The sequence below is a fragment of the Peribacillus sp. NPDC060253 genome, from assembly GCF_042727425.1.
GTDB lineage: Bacteria > Bacillota > Bacilli > Bacillales > DSM-1321 > Peribacillus.
In genome coordinates, this window is sequence record NZ_JBHXAS010000103.1 from 1 (window position 1) to 16,551 (window position 16,551).

Here is a 16,551-nt window from a genome sequence, read left to right on the forward strand (position 1 = left end):
CCCTCTAGTGTTTTCTTTTAATAACACTGAAACTTTATAATAGCATATTTATATTTATATGTAAAGTCTATAACGAAAAGGTAACACTTCGTCATTATTTTTTGTCGTGAAAATAAAAAATAAAGAGGCAATATTCACCTCTTTTATTTAAACGCATTATATTCATTTTCAATTTTCGGAAGTTCCCTGACTTCTTCAACTAATTGGCTACCACACATTGGGCAATCATAGTTTTCAGAAGCAAAATCTTTTCTCATCCATCCATTACAATCATCCGATCCGCACGCATATACAATCGTATCTTCCATAATGATTTCTGGTTCCTCTGAATTCTTTTTTCCAAAATACATGAGCAACCTCCTCTTTTTTATATAAATACTCTGATTAAAGGCACGTTATTTCACCCTTTGATCATTCCTAGTATACGCATTAAATCAAATTCTTATTTATTCCATGAAAAAAATTACATTACCATATAACCTATTCCTGTTCTAATCCTGCTTTCATCATGATCGCTTTAATCATAAAGTATGAAAAATGCTCAGGTAAAGCTTCTTTTAGTGGTTTAAGTTTTTCAGAATCCAATTGTTTGGCAGTCTCCAATACAAGCTGATACTCTTCTTTCGAGTAAATCTCTTCCCATTTGATCTCTAAGTGTTCTTCTGCACACTTCAATAAATGATTTTCAATCGAGATGGAAGACAGTCCTCTTAATATCCCAATTTCTTTGATCGATTTCCCTTCCTGATATAAGCGGTAGCTTTCTAAATGAGATGGTTTAGTACTTCGTTTTAGCGTTTCCTTTGTAACCATTGTATTCATTTCTAATTCAGGATGTGCCTGTACATATTTTGAAATCGCTTCTAAGAACACGGCACCGAAGCGTTCGAATTTCTGGGTGCCAACCCCTTTGACGTCAAGGAATTCCTGTTCCGTCCTCGGCAATCTGGCGGCCATGTCTTTCAAAGATGCATCGGAAAAAATAATGAACGGCGGTACATTTTCCTTGGCAGCCATTTCTTTTCTTAACTGCCTCAATTCTTCAAACAATCCATGATCAATACTGATGCTGCTTACTTGTTTTATTTCTTTACGGAGGACTTTTTTTTGTCCTAAAAGCACTTCCCTGCCAGCATTGGTTACTTTAAGAACTGGAAATTGCCCGCCTGTCATTTCGATATACTGTTTAGCTGTCAGGAAATCAATGAAATCAGCTACATCCTTAGCCGATTGATTTTTGATGATTCCATAGGTCGAAAGCTTCTGAAAACCGAACTCTTCAATTTTCTTATTGCGTGAACCAGTAAGCACTTGAGAGATCATCGTTTTTCCGAATCGCTCGCCCATTCGCAACATGCATGAAAGGACCATCTGTGCCTGTGTCGTTACTTCAACAGAGTCACGTTTATCTGTACAATTTTCACAATGACCGCAATCTTCAGGGTTTTCTTCACCAAAGTATTGCAGAATGAAAGCTTGCAAACACCCTTCAGTAAAACAATAATCCTTCATTCTATTTAACTTCATCAATTCCTGGGATTGCCTCTCCTGAGATGGATTTGATTGTTCAATCAAAAAACGCTGGATCTGTATATCCTGGGGAGAGTACAATAAAATACATTCACTATCCAAACCATCCCGCCCAGCACGTCCCGCTTCCTGATAGTAACTCTCCATATTCTTTGGAGTTTGGTAATGGATGACGAATCTAACATTCGACTTATCGATTCCCATCCCAAAGGCTGATGTCGCAACCATCAAGGGAACGTCATCACGAATGAATTGGTCTTGCTGTTCCGAACGGTCTTGTTCATTCATGCCAGCATGGTATCGACCTGTCAGAAAACCGGCTTTATTAAGCTTGTCATACAATGAATCGACTTCTTTCCTCGTGGCTGCATATATGATACCCGACTCATTTTTGTTTTTCTCTATATAGCGCATTAAAAACCGTCCGCGATTTTCTTCCTTAACGACTGAAAAAAACAAATTATCTCTGGAAAACCCCGTTGATATGGTATGTTGCCCTGATATTCCAAGCGAATGACATATATCATCTGTCACATTTGGAGTGGCTGTTGCCGTTAATGCGAGAACAGTCGGAGCAGATGGCATATTTTTCAACAAAGTTTTGATTTTTAAATAGCTTGGTCTAAAATCATGACCCCATTGAGATATACAGTGCGCTTCATCAATGGCCACCAATGAAATTTCCACGTTATTTAAATCTTGTTGAAATGAAGGATTTTCCAACCGTTCCGGTGCCACATAAACCAACTTATACCTTCCTTGTTTGATATCATTCATTCTATTGGAAGATTCTAACCCTGAAATGGAGCTATTAAGAAATGTGGCATCAATCCCGTTTTGTTCGAGGGCATCAACTTGGTCCTTCATCAAGGAAATAAGTGGGGATATCACGAGTGTTACACCAGGTAATAGAAGCGCTGGAATCTGATAACAAATTGATTTACCTCCGCCAGTAGGCATGATTCCTGCTGTATTTATTCCTCCTAACACCTGTTCGATAATTTGTTCCTGACCTTTTCGAAATGATTCATAACCAAAATATTTTTGTAAATATTCACGTGCTTTTTCCATCAATTTACTACTCCTCCTATTTACCTTGCAAGGACATATAAAGATAAAGATTTATTACTTTCATTGTACCTGCTTTTTCCATGAACCAAAAGCACAAAAAGAGTAGACTCATTCTCTGTGTCTACAGTTTTTTAAATTTTTAATATATGACCGTTGATTTCCGTTGCAGGCACTCGCTTTTCGTGTGCGGTCCGGAGTATCGTACTCCCGTTCCAATCAATTTTATTTTTACGTATCCATTCACTATTCTCTATCACTGCTTCCCATCCAATAAAAAATCAAAAAGGTTTCGGAATGAGTCCATTCCGAAACCTTTTTGTCTACTCTTTTCAATATATAAACATGTATGGCATGGTTAATTTAATTCAGGATTTGCACTTTAACGTTTTTAACGCCCCAATTATTAGCATCTTGTTCATTAGGGATAAAGATGTCCACTCTATTTCCTTTGATGGCACTGCCTGTATCAGCAGCTGTCGCGTAGCCGTAACCTTCGACATAGACTTTTGATCCAAGTGGAATGACTGATGGATCTACGGAAATTACTTTTGCATTCGGGTTAGCTTTCAAGTCAACTCCTGTAGCTGTCGTGCCGCTACATCCTTGGCAGCTAGCCGTATAAGCAGTTGCTCTAACCGTTAGCTCTTTTTCTACACCTGCTTGATCCTTGGATTCATTATTTGTGTCTGTTTTTTCTGATTGTTCAACCGGTTTGGCTTGTTCAGTTGGTTTGGCTTGTTCAACTGGTTCTGCTTTTTTAACTGGTTCTGCTTTTTCAACTGGTGCAGCTTGCTCTGATTTCTGCTCAGGCCCTACACTCGCTGCTTCGACTTTGTTAGCCGCCGGTTTAATGACAAGTTCCTGTTTTGGATGGATTGTATCTGAACTTAAACCGTTCCAAGATTTAATATCCTTTACTGCTACATCATATTTGTCTGCAATTTCCGATAAGGTATCCCCAGACTTGACTTTATAGTGCTCTTCTTGAGAAATATGTATGTTTTCCCCTGCATAAATCGTGTCTGAAGACAAATCGTTCCAAGACTTAATATCTTCTATTGATACTTTATACGTTTGAGATATCCCCCATAATGTGTCTCCATCTTTCACTTTGACATCTTCTGCTTGTACCGGAATTGTGAATGCACCGGATATAGCAGCCGCTGCCGCTAACGATAAGATTGATTTTTTCATATGTTGTTACCTCCTTGTGAGCTACTTTATAAGCTACGAGACCAATCTTACCATAGTTTTTTTCTATACAAAGAACAAACAGATAAAGAATAGATGACAAACATCTCAGTAAGATAACGAGACTATAACGATTAGTCTTAATATTCTGATAATTAATAATCTACCAGACCCTTCCTTTTCAATCACTTGGAGTCATATAAAATGTTACTCTTGCATAATTATTAAAGGCTATATCTTTATAAAGGAGGTATATTTTTTGACACGCGAAAAGACTTTTACTTTAGTCAAGTCATATAAACCTTTCCATAGCAAATTTGATCCATGCACTCCTATTGGGAGAAAATACTTTAGAACACCTCCCAATTTGTATATTAATTTTCAACCGCCTAATCTGGAACAATTCACACCAGAAGAAGCTCTGAAGTATGGCACACTTTGGAAATTCTTTTACGATTTTTATGATAATCCGTATCGGGAAAGGGAGACATAAATGAAAAATAAACTGGATGATGAATATTATCAGTTGCTTGAGCAAATCCAAGCTGCGGATTTTGTACTGGTCGAGTTGACTCATTATCTGGATACACATCCTAACGACCAGCAGGCATTGCAGCAATTCAACCAATTTCATGAATACTCAAAACAATTGAAATCGGTTTTTGAGCCTAAATATGGTCCATTATTGGGCTTCGGAAACAGTTCAGGCGGTGAAAATAAATGGGAATGGAGCCAAGGCCCATGGCCATGGCAGGTATAAGGAGAGATATCTATGTGGGTTTATGAAAAAAAGCTGCAATATCCGGTTAAAGTCAGGGACTGTAATCCTAGATTAGCTAAATATTTGATAGAGCAATATGGAGGTGCAGATGGTGAGTTGGCTGCAGCACTCCGTTACTTAAATCAGCGTTATACAATTCCCGATAAAGTAATTGGCCTGTTAACGGATATCGGAACGGAAGAATTCGCCCATCTAGAAATGATCGCCACGATGATTTATAAACTTACAAAGGACGCTACCCCCCAGCAGATGACAGCAGCCGGCCTAGGGGAACATTATGTCAATCATGATAGTGCTCTTTTTTATCAGAACGCGGCAGGAAATCCGTGGACTGCCACGTATATTCAAGCTAAAGGCGACCCGATTGCTGATTTATATGAAGATATTGCCGCTGAAGAGAAGGCAAGAGCAACCTATCAGTGGCTGATTGACATCTCGGATGATCCGGATATCAATGATTCACTCAGATTTTTGCGTGAGAGGGAGATTGTCCATTCCATGAGATTCAGAGAGGCAGTGGAAATATTAAAAGAAGAAAAAGGTAAAAAGAAGTTTTTTTAATAATGAGATTCACATGAAAAAACGCAGCGGAGGAATTTGAACTATGCCCCATTATTCGGACAGTATAAAAAAAGTGCCTAAGCGGCTAATAGGTGGTCTCGGTATTGTACCGGGGCCATTTTCTTTAGTCCCCATTGATAACGACACTCATTGTATTCTTCTATAACACGATCAACTTCTTCCTTCACATCCGTTAAATTCGTACATGTTTTATATTCTGCTAGATCTTTAAAGTGGCCAAAAAAACTTTCCATCGGCGCATTATCCCAACAGTTTCCGTTACGGGACATGGATTGGGCTAACCCAAGTTCCTTCACTTTGTTTTGAAATAACGGATGGGTGTAGTGGAATCCTTGGTCAGAATGCAGGATTGCACTCGGATGGAACTCGTGTTCCACTGCCTGCCGTAGCTTGTTTAAAGTTTCATAAACGATATTCATATCTAATGACGTTGATAAATGATACGTAACGATTTCTTTTGTAGCCACATCTTTTACGCAGGACAAATATGCTTTTTGACCCTTTCCATAATAAAGGTAGGTAATGTCAGTAAGCAGAATTCCCCTGGCTCCTTCTGTTTGAATTCACGATTAAGAAGGTTAGGACAAGTAAGGTACTCCTTGGTTGCCTTAGCCATCTTTCGATACGGATTAGCACTTCTGATTTTTGCGAAGAGATTATATTTTGCCATCAACCGTCTGATTTTCTTATGATTCATGACGGCCGAATAATCATTTTCCATAACCATTTTGATTTGAAGGGCGCCTACTTTTTCCTTTTTACTGAGGAATATATTTTTAATTAATTCTATGTCCAAATCATCTTGGTCCTCTCGTAGCTCACGGGTTGGAGCTGCCTTTAACCAATCGTAGTAGCCACTTCGACTTACACCAGCCAATTTGCATAGATAGGAAACAGCCTTCTTTAACTGGTATGTCCTGATCGTTCTTTCAATCAGATAGAACTTCTCAGCTGCAGATAGAATTATTTCTTTTTCAACGCCCGCCTTTCTAACTCCTCCAGCTTTTTTAGGAAGTCATTTTCTGCTTCAAGAAATTTGATTCTCGATTCGGCCTTCCTAAGTTGATCCTCTACAGATTGTGGCTTGGAAGAAGGGCGTCCTGTACTTCCTTTTCCACGGCGTTCCGTAAGGACGCCATCCACACCAAACCTTTCGAAGGGATCACGCCAGCGCTGTAAACAACGCTTAGGTTGTTCCTTCCCCATTATTTCGAGATTAAATCCATGTTCTATAAAAATTTGAGAGGGTGATTTCGCCTTTTTATATGCCTTAACTGCTTTTGTTTTAAATTCAGGAATATAGGAAATCGAACGCTCGGAAGCACTAATGATATTTGGATTCTTTTCAAGTTCTTTTATTTGAAATTCAGTATATATATTCTAACTCTTAGAAACCCTCCGTCCATACTCTTACACCTATTGAAACATAAAAAAACCCCGGATAAGGGACACTTTTTTATGTGTGTCCGTTATCCGGGATATAGTTCAATTCCCGCTGCTTTTTTTATTTACGATCTGAAGAATAGGTCCAACCATCTTCCTGATAAATTTTGTCTTCCTTCATCAATTTACCAAGAGCACGTTTGAATGCTCCCTTACTTAAACCGAAGTGAAACTGGATATCATCAGGTGGCGTTTTATCGCCATAAGGCATCGCACCGCCGCGATTCATTAAATAAGTGAAAATAACCTCGGCATCTTCGCCCATTAAATCTTGCTTAAAGGGAAATAAAGAAACATTAAGCGTTCCATCTTCTTTACTATCAATGACGCGTCCTTCAACTAATTCACCAAGACGCGGCTCCTCCTTGCGCTCACTTTCGTGAATGAAACAGCGATATCCTTCTTGTGAAACAAAGAAAGATCCAACCATTAGCAAACGATAGACATTTCCTTTCACTGTTGTGTTACGAATACCCTTTAATGGAGCTTGTACAGCAATCTCCTGGATTACATCTTCCGTTGCAAGTTTACCAAACAAGCGGTCATTACGATCTGTCTTAAGAGATACATATAGACGATCGCCAACCTCAGGCCATAAACGATCAATATTCGGAAGGTCATCCAACGATACAAGGATATCTTTGGAAAGGCCAATGTTCACAAAAACCCCAAGTTTCTTTTTCACATTGACAACTTCTGCCCATCCATATTGACCAATTTGAATTTCTGGAATTTTCATTGTCGCTGTTAGCCTGGCTTGTTTATCATGGTAGATGAATACCGTAACTTCATCGCCAATCTCAAGCTCGGTTCCTTCATTCATTTCATTATGATGAAGTAAGACATCTTCTGAACCATCAGTTAAAAACCAACCGAAATCCGCCTTACGCTCTACTTCTAGCTCTACAGCCATACCGGCCTGAATTTTTTGCATGTATATAAATCCTCCTGTAACTTACCTTTACCTACAATTGTACCCAATTATTTATTTTTCCAACATCATTGAATTTATCATTTTTTTGTTGTTCTGTATACCTATTACGTTTTTTTTATTTTTTACACCTGATCATCTACACTGAATGTTTGAGGAATCTACATCTGTCCTTGTTTCCCATTGGCCTCTCAACTTCAAAGCAATCAGGCTCAATCGTAACCCCTCCATATATCCCTAAAATGGCATGGTTTAAATTAACTTTGTCATCAGACGCTCTATCCTTGCCTGCAGTTCCTTAATGCTAAATGGCTTTGTTACATAATCATCCGCCCCAAGTTTCAATGCATTTGCGATATCGTCCGTACTTTTCCTACCAGTTAGCATTAAAACAGTAAATAAATCGGCATTTCTGCTTTGTTTCACTTTCTGCAGCACTTCAATTCCATCCATGATGGGCATCACTCCATCAAGGATTAGGAAATGTCCTATATCTTCTTTTGCTCGATCGGATTTCAAAAAGGAATGACCGTCTTCATACACGGCAATATTCAAGTCAAAGTGGGGAATTTGAAGCGAATGCAAAGCTTTAGTTAAGATGGTCCGGATAATGATATCATCATCAATAACTGACACATTGAGAGATTTCTTGTTGAATCCGTTTTTTTGAATGCTCTCCACTTTTGCACGTCCTGAGCGTTTCGCTTCATATAAAGAATTGTCAGCTTCCTCAAAAGCCTCCTTCGGCGTAACATTTTCATTTTCAACCGTAAATACACCAGCAGAAAATGTAACCGAAAATGTTTGATCATTCTGGTTAAATGGCTTTGCGGAAAAGTCCTTGATTAATCCTGTTAACTTTTTTTTAGCTTCTTCATTCGAAGTATCAGGGAAAATAACGACGAATTCTTCCCCGCCATACCGGCAGAGTAAATCTGAACTCCTGATATTGCATTTAATGAATTGTGCAAACTCAACCAGTATATGGTCACCTACCGAATGTCCGTATAGATCATTCACTCTTTTAAAGTGATCTATATCAATCATGCTGATCGAAAACGGCTGTCCTGATCGTTTATAGTCATTAAAGTAGCGCGGAAGGGTATCTTCCAGGAATCGTCGATTATATACCTGTGTCAACTCATCGATTAGGACCGATTGATCAAAAATCTTCTTTCGCTGTATATGCCTTTCCATTTTGACAATAAACTCTTCGAAATCAATCGGCTTACCAATAAAATCATCCGCGCCCATCTTGAATGCTTTTATACGGGAGTGTTTATCATTCTGTATGCTGATCATGATTTTCGGTATGAAATATTTCTCATTATGTAGGTGAATATCCTGAAGTATCTGAAACCCATCCTTTACAGGTAACTGTATTTCAAGAATCAGGCAATCCGGCTGCATTTCAAAGTAATGCTTTGTCGCTTTTACTGGGTCGGCATTCGTGATAACCATCCATCCCTTTTCCTCCAAAAGATCTTTCAATAGAATCAACATGGAGATGTCATCATCAATGATTTGAATGAGCGGGGCTTGAGAATCGCGGACAGGCTTTTCTTTTATTTCAACTTCATCAAAACGTTCATAATCATATGAATGTTCAATGAGATCAAAAAGGAAATTCCTAAGGTCCGATCGACTCCAGACTCTTGCACTTTCTTCATCAATTCCTTCCAATAGCTTTTCGATGATTGCCATAAGTCCACATAATTGCAGCGTTCCTGCCGTCCCTTTGATTGAATGCAGAAAACGGAATATCTCTTGATTCGGAATCGTCTCCGCTTCGTCCAGCTCTAGCCAAGCAGAAAGCTTGTTTTTTATATTTTCAAATAAGCTATTTTTGTAATTTTCCATATTTGCAAGATTCACTTCTAATCACTTGACCCTTTCTTAATTTACAAATGTGAATTTTACGTCATCTTACTAACATTTCTTAATCATAAGGACTTTTTAACTATAAATACATTTTGCATTATCGATATTTAGGTCTAAAGTATCCTCTTTCAGGAATATTTTACATCATAAAGGTTTGTCTATAAATAGAATTTTCCCATCTAACACAATTTATTTTTAATATGTCATATAGATTACTTATTTACCCGACTGATCTTCTAATTGTTCTTTTTATGTATAGGTATTACGATGTTATAATTTAATGACTAACTGAAAGGAATAGGGTATCATTATGACAAAAAAATTGTATTACACGTCCTCCAAGGCTTCCCAATGGGATGCAAAAATCCTGGAGTGCATTGAAGAGAATGGCTTTTATTACATCACCCTTGATGAAACGGCTTTCTATCCAGAAGGGGGCGGTCAGCCCTCAGATACTGGCACAATAGAAGGAATCACTGTTCTTGACGTTATAAAAACCGATGATGGAAATATCCTTCATAAGGTTGAGAGTAGGCCAGTTTCCAAGGTTGTTCACTGTGAACTTGATTGGTCTCGCCGTTTCGATCATATGCAGCAGCATAGCGGCCAGCATTTACTCTCGGCAGTCTGCCGGGAATTGTTTGATGCGAATACAGTCAGCTTTCATCTTGGTAAGGAATATTTAACGATCGATATAACTGAATCCAGATGGACCGAAGTAAATACGATTGCTGCTGAAAAGCAGGTTAATCAATATATCATTGAGAATCACGAATTACTCACATATTATGTGTCAAAAGAGCAGTTACAAAAGCTACCTGTCGTCAAAATGCCAAAAGTGACTGAAAACATCCGGATTGTTGAAATTGAAGGGATTGAGTATAACCCTTGCGGTGGAACCCATGTAGAGCGAACCGGGGAGATTGGCTTAATTAAAATTTTCAAAACAGAAAAGCAAAAAGAACTTACCCGCCTCTATTTTAAGTGCGGATTCAGGGCATTGAACGATTTTTCCGAAAGTCTTGATATTCTTTCAGCCTTATCGAATAAATTCAATACCGGACGTAAAGAGATCTTCAATAGGGTGGAGAAGCTGGAAAGTGACTACAATCAGCTGCTATCAGCGAACGAAAAACTAAAGCTTGAAAATGCAAACTTTCTCGCTGATTCCATACTTGCAGCAAATAAAGAAGGATTCATCTCTCATATTTTCGAAGATAGCACAGTGAAAGAACTGCAATACCTTTCAGCTACGATCGTTAAAAAGAAAAAGGTGCTCGTATTACTTGCTTCACGGAAGGAACAAAAGGTAATGCTTTCGCACAGCGGGTCCTTCCCCGTACATTGCGGACAATATTTTAAAGCTGAGTTAGGTCCGTTTAATGGGAGAGGCGGAGGAAGTGAACAGGCTGCACAGGCAGGTTTTGCAACACAAAATGACTTAATCGCATTTTACCAATTCACAATTGAAAAATTCCGCCAAGATTCCGGTGAATAAAATCTTCTCGAAAGAGTCGGTTCCCATTGTAGGATGAACTGTAATCTTTTTAATAAAGGAGGGAGGACCATTTCTGTCCTCCCTCCTAATTCTTCCATCTTATTCTTCTAGTTTCAATTTCTGTAACCCTTGTTCTTCAATATGAACATGATATTTTTCTTCGAGCTCCATGATCCGTTTAAACGCTTCTTCTTGACTATATTCATGGTTGTCCGATTCCTCTGCAAACTCTTTTCTCGCCATGTGATAAGCTAGTTTATCCCTGAACACCCCTTCTTCATATTCATCTATGACTTGATGAAGTTGATCCTCCAGTTCCCTGCTTAAATCATAAATTCCATATTCCTTCACAAAATGAACTCCATCCATGCCGAAATCTTTGGCATAGGAATTGAGATACTGTTCCAACTCACTGAATTCTTTATTATTTTCAGTATCGGAAGCAACCCAATATCCGTACTGAACCATTTTGAATAATGTTTCATATTGTTTTTTAGTAAAATTAATTTTCATGTGTTCATTTACTCCTTTTCAGGTATTCCCATACCAAAAAGAATAAACCGCAATGGAACAAATGTCCAATGCGGTTTATTCTCAATCCGATATTTCCGTTACAGAAAAATAAGCTGCTTTTTCCGTATCCACTACATAATGGGAATCGCCTTTAACTAAATTATAATAGCGGTGCTTTTGAATATTTGAAATCATTTGAGTGGAGTCATCGCCTTCTACCTCATGCTCTATTTCTTTACCACCCGGAAAATAAAAACCAACTTTCAGTTTCATCTTTCTCATCCTTCCCTTCATCTGGTTGAATCGCTCTTTTATTTCTTATCCTTTCTAGTGTAGTTATAAACATAAATTACATGCTTATTCACTTTTACCATGATATTCTAAGAAAAATACTAAAACCAGAAGGTGATTTTTATGAATATAAGGAAAGCTACTGAAAACGATGTAAATGGAATAGCTCATGTACATATAAACAGTTGGCAAACGACTTATACAGGAATATTGCCGAATCAATATTTGTCTTCTTTGAACATTGAAGCAAGAAAGAAAAATTGGCAAAGGAATTTAAAAATGCTGCATAGCGCCACCTTTGTAGCGGAAAATGCCAATGGCGAAATCATCGGTTTTGCTGCGGGCGGACCTGAACAAACGCATGATCCGCTAATTCAAGGTGAAGTTTATGCGATTTATATATTAAAAGAATATCAAAGAGAAGGACTCGGCCGAAAGATGATTAAAGCGGTCATACATGAGCTAATGGAAATGGAACATAAGAATTTAATCATCTGGGCATTAAAGGATAATCCTTCTTGCGGTTTTTACAAGGCCCTCGGTGGTCAAGTCATTGCTGAAAAAACGGTTAAAATGGCTGGCATCGAGCTTATCGAAGTCGGTTATGGGTGGGAAGACATTCAAGATATCCTGTTGCATTTGTGAGCATAACCCGGAGGTCGGTTACCTACCAGCCTCCTCTTCTCCATTCTCTATAAGAAAAGCCTTATTATCATTGCCTAAAAAATAAAGCCGGTGCAATGGCCTTGTCATTGTGACGTAAAGCAATTTAATATCAAGTTCTTTTTCACGGCAATACACTTCTTCCAGGGATATTGCAAATACAACATCGAATTCCAAACCCTTGGCTAAATAGGAGGGGACAATTAACGTTTTGTCTTTCGGAATGTTTCCCCCTTCATCAATTAAATGAAAGCCTTGATGTACTCCAGTTAGTTTCTCGTTTGCCAGTTTACAATCTTTCATCGTTTTGGCAATCACGGCAAACGTTTTAAATCCTTCCCCTTTTAGTTTATCAATAAGCTCGATCAACTCTTCTTCCCAACCATCCTTTTCAATGGAAATGAATTCCGGTTCTCTGCCATGACGGACAACAGGCTCAACTTCAGGGAAATCATATGTTAATAATTGAAGGATTCGGTTAGCTTGTTTCATGATTTCTACAGTGGTTCTGTAGCTTTTTTGTAATTCGGTATACGTCGCCCGTGGAAAAATACGACGGTGAACCTCTTCCCATGTTTGCAATCCCCGGTATGAATGGATGCCTTGTGCAAGATCGCCTACAAGTGTGAACATATCAGTATCCACTGCCGTCTTAAGTGCCTGCAACTGCATGAAACTATAATCCTGAGCCTCATCAATGACGACATTTTTTGCTTTGTTTTCTTTGTCCACACCAAAAAGGCGCTCCTGTAGATACAATAATGCACCCAAGTCTTCCATTTCATAACTTTTATCAGAAAATAATTTATGGTTATATTCACATAGTGCACCGGCATCTTCAAAAGTAAGTTTACCGTTACTGTAGAAGGCCAGTCGCTCGGGGTCTTCGTATAATTCCTGATAGTACGTTAGAAGATCCTTAATTTTGAATTGTTTAAAATAGCCTTTTACCGAAGTACGGATCGCCTTTTGAACCTGTTTGATCCGCTCTTCTTTTTTATCGAGGCATTTTGTAACAAAATCCTTGCGTATGACTGGATCGATATTCTTGTAGAGCGCCTTCTCAATTTTGGCCTCATAAAAATCAATAACCCGGTCAAGCATTATATTCTTTTTCATCTTCACTTCACTTTTTAAAACGGCCTTCAGTTTATCCAGTCTGGTGTATAACGGCAAGTACCAATAATCCTCTTCTAATAATCTGATGAACTTCTTAGCCGAATAGATGCGATATTTATCACAATAGAAATCCTCATCCGGATGAAACCCCCTGAAAATATCCTTCACATATTCGTCCAAAATTAATTTAAATGCTGGCGAGCCCTTTAAACCTGATATCCAGACAGCGACCTTTATTTCTTCATCATCTTTTTCCAGCATTCGAGTTAATTTATCATCTGCTACAAGCTTTATTTGCTTTCCTATCGCTAACTGCACGTATTCGGAAAATGTGAATTGTTTTACTTTTTCAACACCCAATTCAGGTAACGCTTCAGATATGTAATCGATGAACACACGGCTCGGAGCAAGAATCATTAATTGTCTTGGGTCGAACAAATCTTTATAATGGTAAATGAAATATGAGATCCGATGTAAAGCAATTGTTGTTTTTCCACTGCCTGCTGCACCCTGAACAATGATTGGTTTATTCAAATCTGCACGAATGATTTTATTTTGTTCTTCCTGAATCGTAGTAATGATATCTGTCAGTCGATTGCTGGAACTTTTAGAAAGGGATTCCTGCAGCAACTCATCGGTTGTTGTTAAATCTATGTCCCTAACCTCTTCCAGGACGCCATCTTCTATCATTAGCTGTCTCTTTAAAGTGATGTTCCCGTTAAATGTTTCCCCTTCCGCTTCATATTCAATTTCACCAATCCGCCCCTCATAATATAGGTTTGCAATCGGGGATCGCCAATCGACGATAATCTGTTCCTGGCTTTCTCTCTGATAAAGCGAGGTTTTTCCGAAATAAAGCACTTCACCGCTATCACCATCATTCCTTTCAAAATCCACTCTTGCAAAATATGGCTTTTTACGTGCTTTACGTAAGCCCTCTAATTCAGTTTTTGACATTTCAAAAAAGTTGGCTGTCGTCAGCAACTGAGAATATAAGCCGGACTCAGACCAATCGGCATCACCAAAAGCTTCTTGCATATTCCTTTGAAATTGATCTTTGCTGGTTTCTGATGTTTTAATGACTACGTCTATATAACGTTTAGTAAAATCCAGCCGCTGGCGTTCCTGTTCAAAATCGGGGTGGCTTCCCAATAAACCCACTCTCCCTTCCACTTTTATTTATAATTAAAAAAGCCGATGCTTAGACGAAATGGATATTTATACTATCAGAAAACCCAATGGTTGACAAATCTGAACACATAGAGTTATATCCTTTAAATTCACCCCCAAATATTCCTTATAACGAGAGAAATACACTATATATTCCAGAGTGGATATTGCCATATGTTGATTGATAAAAGAGCACCTCGATGCTTTCAGGAGGAGAATGAATGTCTACTTTACAAAAAAGATCGTACAATCATCTTGGAAAATAACTTCATACAGGGAGAAGGATGTTTAATTTTATTTCACCTCTTGGATATTAATGAAAATGGCAATTATACTTACCTCTTTATTCTTAATGATATGCTATGAATTTTTTTAAAGCCCGATTGGAAAAAAAGACCCTTCACTGCTCTTCCTTCAAACCCCTTTTACGAACTAGGAATGCCTGGAAAAGGGATCTTAATATGCCCAATGCTTCTTCGAAATGAAAAATACGAACTTTTGCAATTTGAATCAGACTCAAGGTTATGGAATGGGTAAGGCAGAACTTCACGATATCCATGGAGAAACGGGCATACAGATTCATTTTATCGTTTCAGGGATAAAGAAAGAGCAGGAAATCAGCTATAGCCAGGATTATTCATCTAGGTCCCAACAAAAGAATCAGACAACACGAACAAGCACTCTCCCATTAAGGTAAAGTGCTTGTTATACCTTCCTTCTACAATTGTCATCAATTCTTAACATAAATAACTGTAATTTAATGTTTCGTTTGAAACTCACAATATATACTTAAAGTACAATTAAACAATTTTCCGAGAAAGAGGGTACTATCATGGAAATCAATGAAAGACAACCAATGCTATCCCCTAAATTAATCCATGAACTTGAAGTATTATCTTCAAAAACAAATATGTCTATTCCTGAATTGTTAGAAATATCCGTAGTATCACTCCTAGAAAAGGTGAATAAGACCACAGAACCGAATGTTGGACTTAATAATAAAGAAATGATTTTAAGAAATAAAATAATCATTAATCAAAATAAGGAAGTATTGAATAATAAAAGCACTTAACCATTTATGTTAAGTGCTTTTTGGTGCGTTTGCATAACCACCAAAGTAGTATAAAAATATTTTAACAGCAACAATGTTTAATGGATTAGATATTCTACCGTGGTTTTCTCTGAAATATTCATTTACATCATTTTTCACCAAGCAACAAATTTCGATTTGTTTTGCCTTTTTATTTTGCCTAGATTTCATTTAAATTAAGGGTTTTCCATGAATTTGTACCTTCGCACAAACGCACAAAAAAAGCAGCTATTAAACTGCTTATCAATTATTCAAGGTTTATTTGTAGTCACGTATGTACCTGCTATAAAATCATGTATGGCTCTGTGATCTTTTCTTATGCCAACCATTAATGCACTAACTTAATCTTTATACTATGTCCCTTTTCTTTCGCCAACTCTAAATGAATTTTCTTAGTTAACCGATCTATTCGAAGTACCCACCCTATAATCGCAATCAAAATCATCTTCCCACATGGTAAACTTCACCAGCTAAGCAAACTCCATAGCAGTATGTATCTTGTTCTCAAACTCTTCTAATTGGTATTCATCTATTAATGGTTTTTTTTGACGATAGTAATCCTAATTTTAACCTTTTAGTATTTTAATATGTTCAAGCATAAAGAATCCTTGCCACTTTAGCTTCCCGCGATCTTTTATAGACATAAGAACATCTCCATTCATTCTATAACTCCACTTTAGAACATTCGTTCTTATTTATGCATAAAAAAAGAAGAGAAAAATTTCCCTTCTTAAAGATAACGTATGATTTCTTACAACTTTTATTTGTTTAATAGAAAATACAGCCGAACTTAATAC

Annotated in this window: 14 protein-coding genes and 2 pseudogenes; 6 read left to right on the forward strand and 10 right to left on the reverse strand. The window is 37.7% G+C overall.

From position 1 onward, the window contains the following. Nucleotides 1-143: 143 nt before the first annotated feature. The 3 genes from ACFWE9_RS20780 to ACFWE9_RS20790 form a co-directional block, all read right to left on the reverse strand. The gene (locus ACFWE9_RS20780; protein ID WP_230155547.1) at nt 144-350 is read right to left on the reverse strand and encodes a cold-inducible protein YdjO-related protein; all 207 of its coding nucleotides are present in this window, start codon (nt 348-350) and stop codon (nt 144-146) included. A gap of 130 nt (nt 351-480) precedes the next feature. Beyond that, nucleotides 481-2,604, reverse strand: coding sequence for a DNA helicase RecQ (gene recQ, locus ACFWE9_RS20785; protein ID WP_230155545.1), 2,124 nt, complete (start codon nt 2,602-2,604; stop codon nt 481-483). A 357-nt stretch (nt 2,605-2,961) separates the two neighbouring features. Beyond that, entirely contained in the window at nt 2,962-3,795 is an 834-nt protein-coding gene (locus tag ACFWE9_RS20790; protein WP_230155543.1) for a 3D domain-containing protein, read from the reverse strand. Between the two features lie 256 nt (nt 3,796-4,051). On the opposite strand from ACFWE9_RS20790, the gene ACFWE9_RS20795 reads away from it, so the two are divergent. The 3 genes from ACFWE9_RS20795 to cotJC are packed head-to-tail and all read left to right on the forward strand — an operon-like array spanning nt 4,052 to nt 5,134. Continuing rightward, nucleotides 4,052-4,285 (forward strand): spore coat associated protein CotJA, encoded by a 234-nt coding sequence (locus tag ACFWE9_RS20795; RefSeq protein ID WP_230155541.1) that lies wholly within the window; start codon nt 4,052-4,054, stop codon nt 4,283-4,285. Beyond that, complete coding sequence (locus ACFWE9_RS20800; RefSeq protein WP_230155539.1) at nt 4,286-4,552, forward strand: spore coat protein CotJB; 267 nt, start codon at nt 4,286-4,288, stop codon at nt 4,550-4,552. Between the two features lie 12 nt (nt 4,553-4,564). Next, nucleotides 4,565-5,134: a spore coat protein CotJC gene (gene cotJC / locus ACFWE9_RS20805; protein WP_230155538.1), complete on the forward strand. Its 570-nt coding sequence runs from the start codon at nt 4,565-4,567 to the stop codon at nt 5,132-5,134. A gap of 77 nt (nt 5,135-5,211) precedes the next feature. Here the strand turns inward: cotJC and ACFWE9_RS20810 are convergent. The 3 genes and pseudogenes from ACFWE9_RS20810 to ACFWE9_RS20820 all read right to left on the reverse strand — a co-directional run bounded on the left by ACFWE9_RS20810 (nt 5,212) and on the right by ACFWE9_RS20820 (nt 9,404). Continuing rightward, a pseudogene (locus ACFWE9_RS20810) lies at nt 5,212-6,532 on the reverse strand (IS3 family transposase). Nucleotides 6,533-6,659: 127 nt separating this feature from the next. After that, complete coding sequence (locus ACFWE9_RS20815) at nt 6,660-7,532, reverse strand: CvfB family protein (protein ID WP_230155537.1); 873 nt, start codon at nt 7,530-7,532, stop codon at nt 6,660-6,662. 249 nt (nt 7,533-7,781) lie between these two features. Continuing rightward, the gene (locus tag ACFWE9_RS20820) at nt 7,782-9,404 is read right to left on the reverse strand and encodes a GGDEF domain-containing response regulator (RefSeq protein ID WP_377358564.1); all 1,623 of its coding nucleotides are present in this window, start codon (nt 9,402-9,404) and stop codon (nt 7,782-7,784) included. Between the two features lie 316 nt (nt 9,405-9,720). Between ACFWE9_RS20820 and ACFWE9_RS20825 the strand changes: the two genes are divergently transcribed. Beyond that, nucleotides 9,721-10,908 (forward strand): alanyl-tRNA editing protein, encoded by a 1,188-nt coding sequence (locus tag ACFWE9_RS20825; protein WP_377358566.1) that lies wholly within the window; start codon nt 9,721-9,723, stop codon nt 10,906-10,908. 99 nt (nt 10,909-11,007) lie between these two features. Here ACFWE9_RS20825 and ACFWE9_RS20830 read toward each other — a convergent pair whose 3' ends face one another. After that, nucleotides 11,008-11,421 carry a hypothetical protein gene (locus tag ACFWE9_RS20830; RefSeq protein ID WP_230155529.1) on the reverse strand — a complete coding sequence of 138 codons (414 nt, stop codon included), beginning with the start codon at nt 11,419-11,421 and terminating at the stop codon, nt 11,008-11,010. Between the two features lie 81 nt (nt 11,422-11,502). Further along, nucleotides 11,503-11,694 (reverse strand): hypothetical protein, encoded by a 192-nt coding sequence (locus ACFWE9_RS20835; RefSeq protein WP_230155527.1) that lies wholly within the window; start codon nt 11,692-11,694, stop codon nt 11,503-11,505. Between the two features lie 141 nt (nt 11,695-11,835). Between ACFWE9_RS20835 and ACFWE9_RS20840 the strand changes: the two genes are divergently transcribed. Beyond that, entirely contained in the window at nt 11,836-12,357 is a 522-nt protein-coding gene (locus ACFWE9_RS20840; protein WP_230155519.1) for a GNAT family N-acetyltransferase, read from the forward strand. An 18-nt stretch (nt 12,358-12,375) separates the two neighbouring features. On the opposite strand, the gene ACFWE9_RS20845 is transcribed toward ACFWE9_RS20840, so the two are convergent. After that, nucleotides 12,376-14,655: a HelD family protein gene (locus ACFWE9_RS20845; protein ID WP_230155517.1), complete on the reverse strand. Its 2,280-nt coding sequence runs from the start codon at nt 14,653-14,655 to the stop codon at nt 12,376-12,378. Between the two features lie 841 nt (nt 14,656-15,496). On the opposite strand from ACFWE9_RS20845, the gene ACFWE9_RS20850 reads away from it, so the two are divergent. Next, the gene (locus tag ACFWE9_RS20850; RefSeq protein ID WP_230155515.1) at nt 15,497-15,736 is read left to right on the forward strand and encodes a hypothetical protein; all 240 of its coding nucleotides are present in this window, start codon (nt 15,497-15,499) and stop codon (nt 15,734-15,736) included. 269 nt (nt 15,737-16,005) lie between these two features. Here the strand turns inward: ACFWE9_RS20850 and ACFWE9_RS20855 are convergent. Beyond that, a pseudogene (locus ACFWE9_RS20855) lies at nt 16,006-16,095 on the reverse strand (RDD family protein); the annotation flags it as partial. Nucleotides 16,096-16,551: the final 456 nt, after the last annotated feature.

What these genes read in the sequence shown, in the direction of transcription:
- ACFWE9_RS20780 (WP_230155547.1), bottom strand. Translation starts at nt 350, where the DNA reads ATGTATTTTGGAAAAAAGAATTCAGAGGAACCAGAAATCATTATGGAA.
- ACFWE9_RS20790 (WP_230155543.1), bottom strand. Translation starts at nt 3,795, where the DNA reads ATGAAAAAATCAATCTTATCGTTAGCGGCAGCGGCTGCTATATCCGGT.
- ACFWE9_RS20800 (WP_230155539.1), top strand. Translation starts at nt 4,286, where the DNA reads ATGAAAAATAAACTGGATGATGAATATTATCAGTTGCTTGAGCAAATC.
- cotJC (WP_230155538.1), top strand. Translation starts at nt 4,565, where the DNA reads ATGTGGGTTTATGAAAAAAAGCTGCAATATCCGGTTAAAGTCAGGGAC.
- ACFWE9_RS20815 (WP_230155537.1), bottom strand. Translation starts at nt 7,532, where the DNA reads ATGCAAAAAATTCAGGCCGGTATGGCTGTAGAGCTAGAAGTAGAGCGT.
- ACFWE9_RS20825 (WP_377358566.1), top strand. Translation starts at nt 9,721, where the DNA reads ATGACAAAAAAATTGTATTACACGTCCTCCAAGGCTTCCCAATGGGAT.
- ACFWE9_RS20830 (WP_230155529.1), bottom strand. Translation starts at nt 11,421, where the DNA reads ATGAAAATTAATTTTACTAAAAAACAATATGAAACATTATTCAAAATG.
- ACFWE9_RS20835 (WP_230155527.1), bottom strand. Translation starts at nt 11,694, where the DNA reads ATGAAACTGAAAGTTGGTTTTTATTTTCCGGGTGGTAAAGAAATAGAG.
- ACFWE9_RS20840 (WP_230155519.1), top strand. Translation starts at nt 11,836, where the DNA reads ATGAATATAAGGAAAGCTACTGAAAACGATGTAAATGGAATAGCTCAT.
- ACFWE9_RS20850 (WP_230155515.1), top strand. Translation starts at nt 15,497, where the DNA reads ATGGAAATCAATGAAAGACAACCAATGCTATCCCCTAAATTAATCCAT.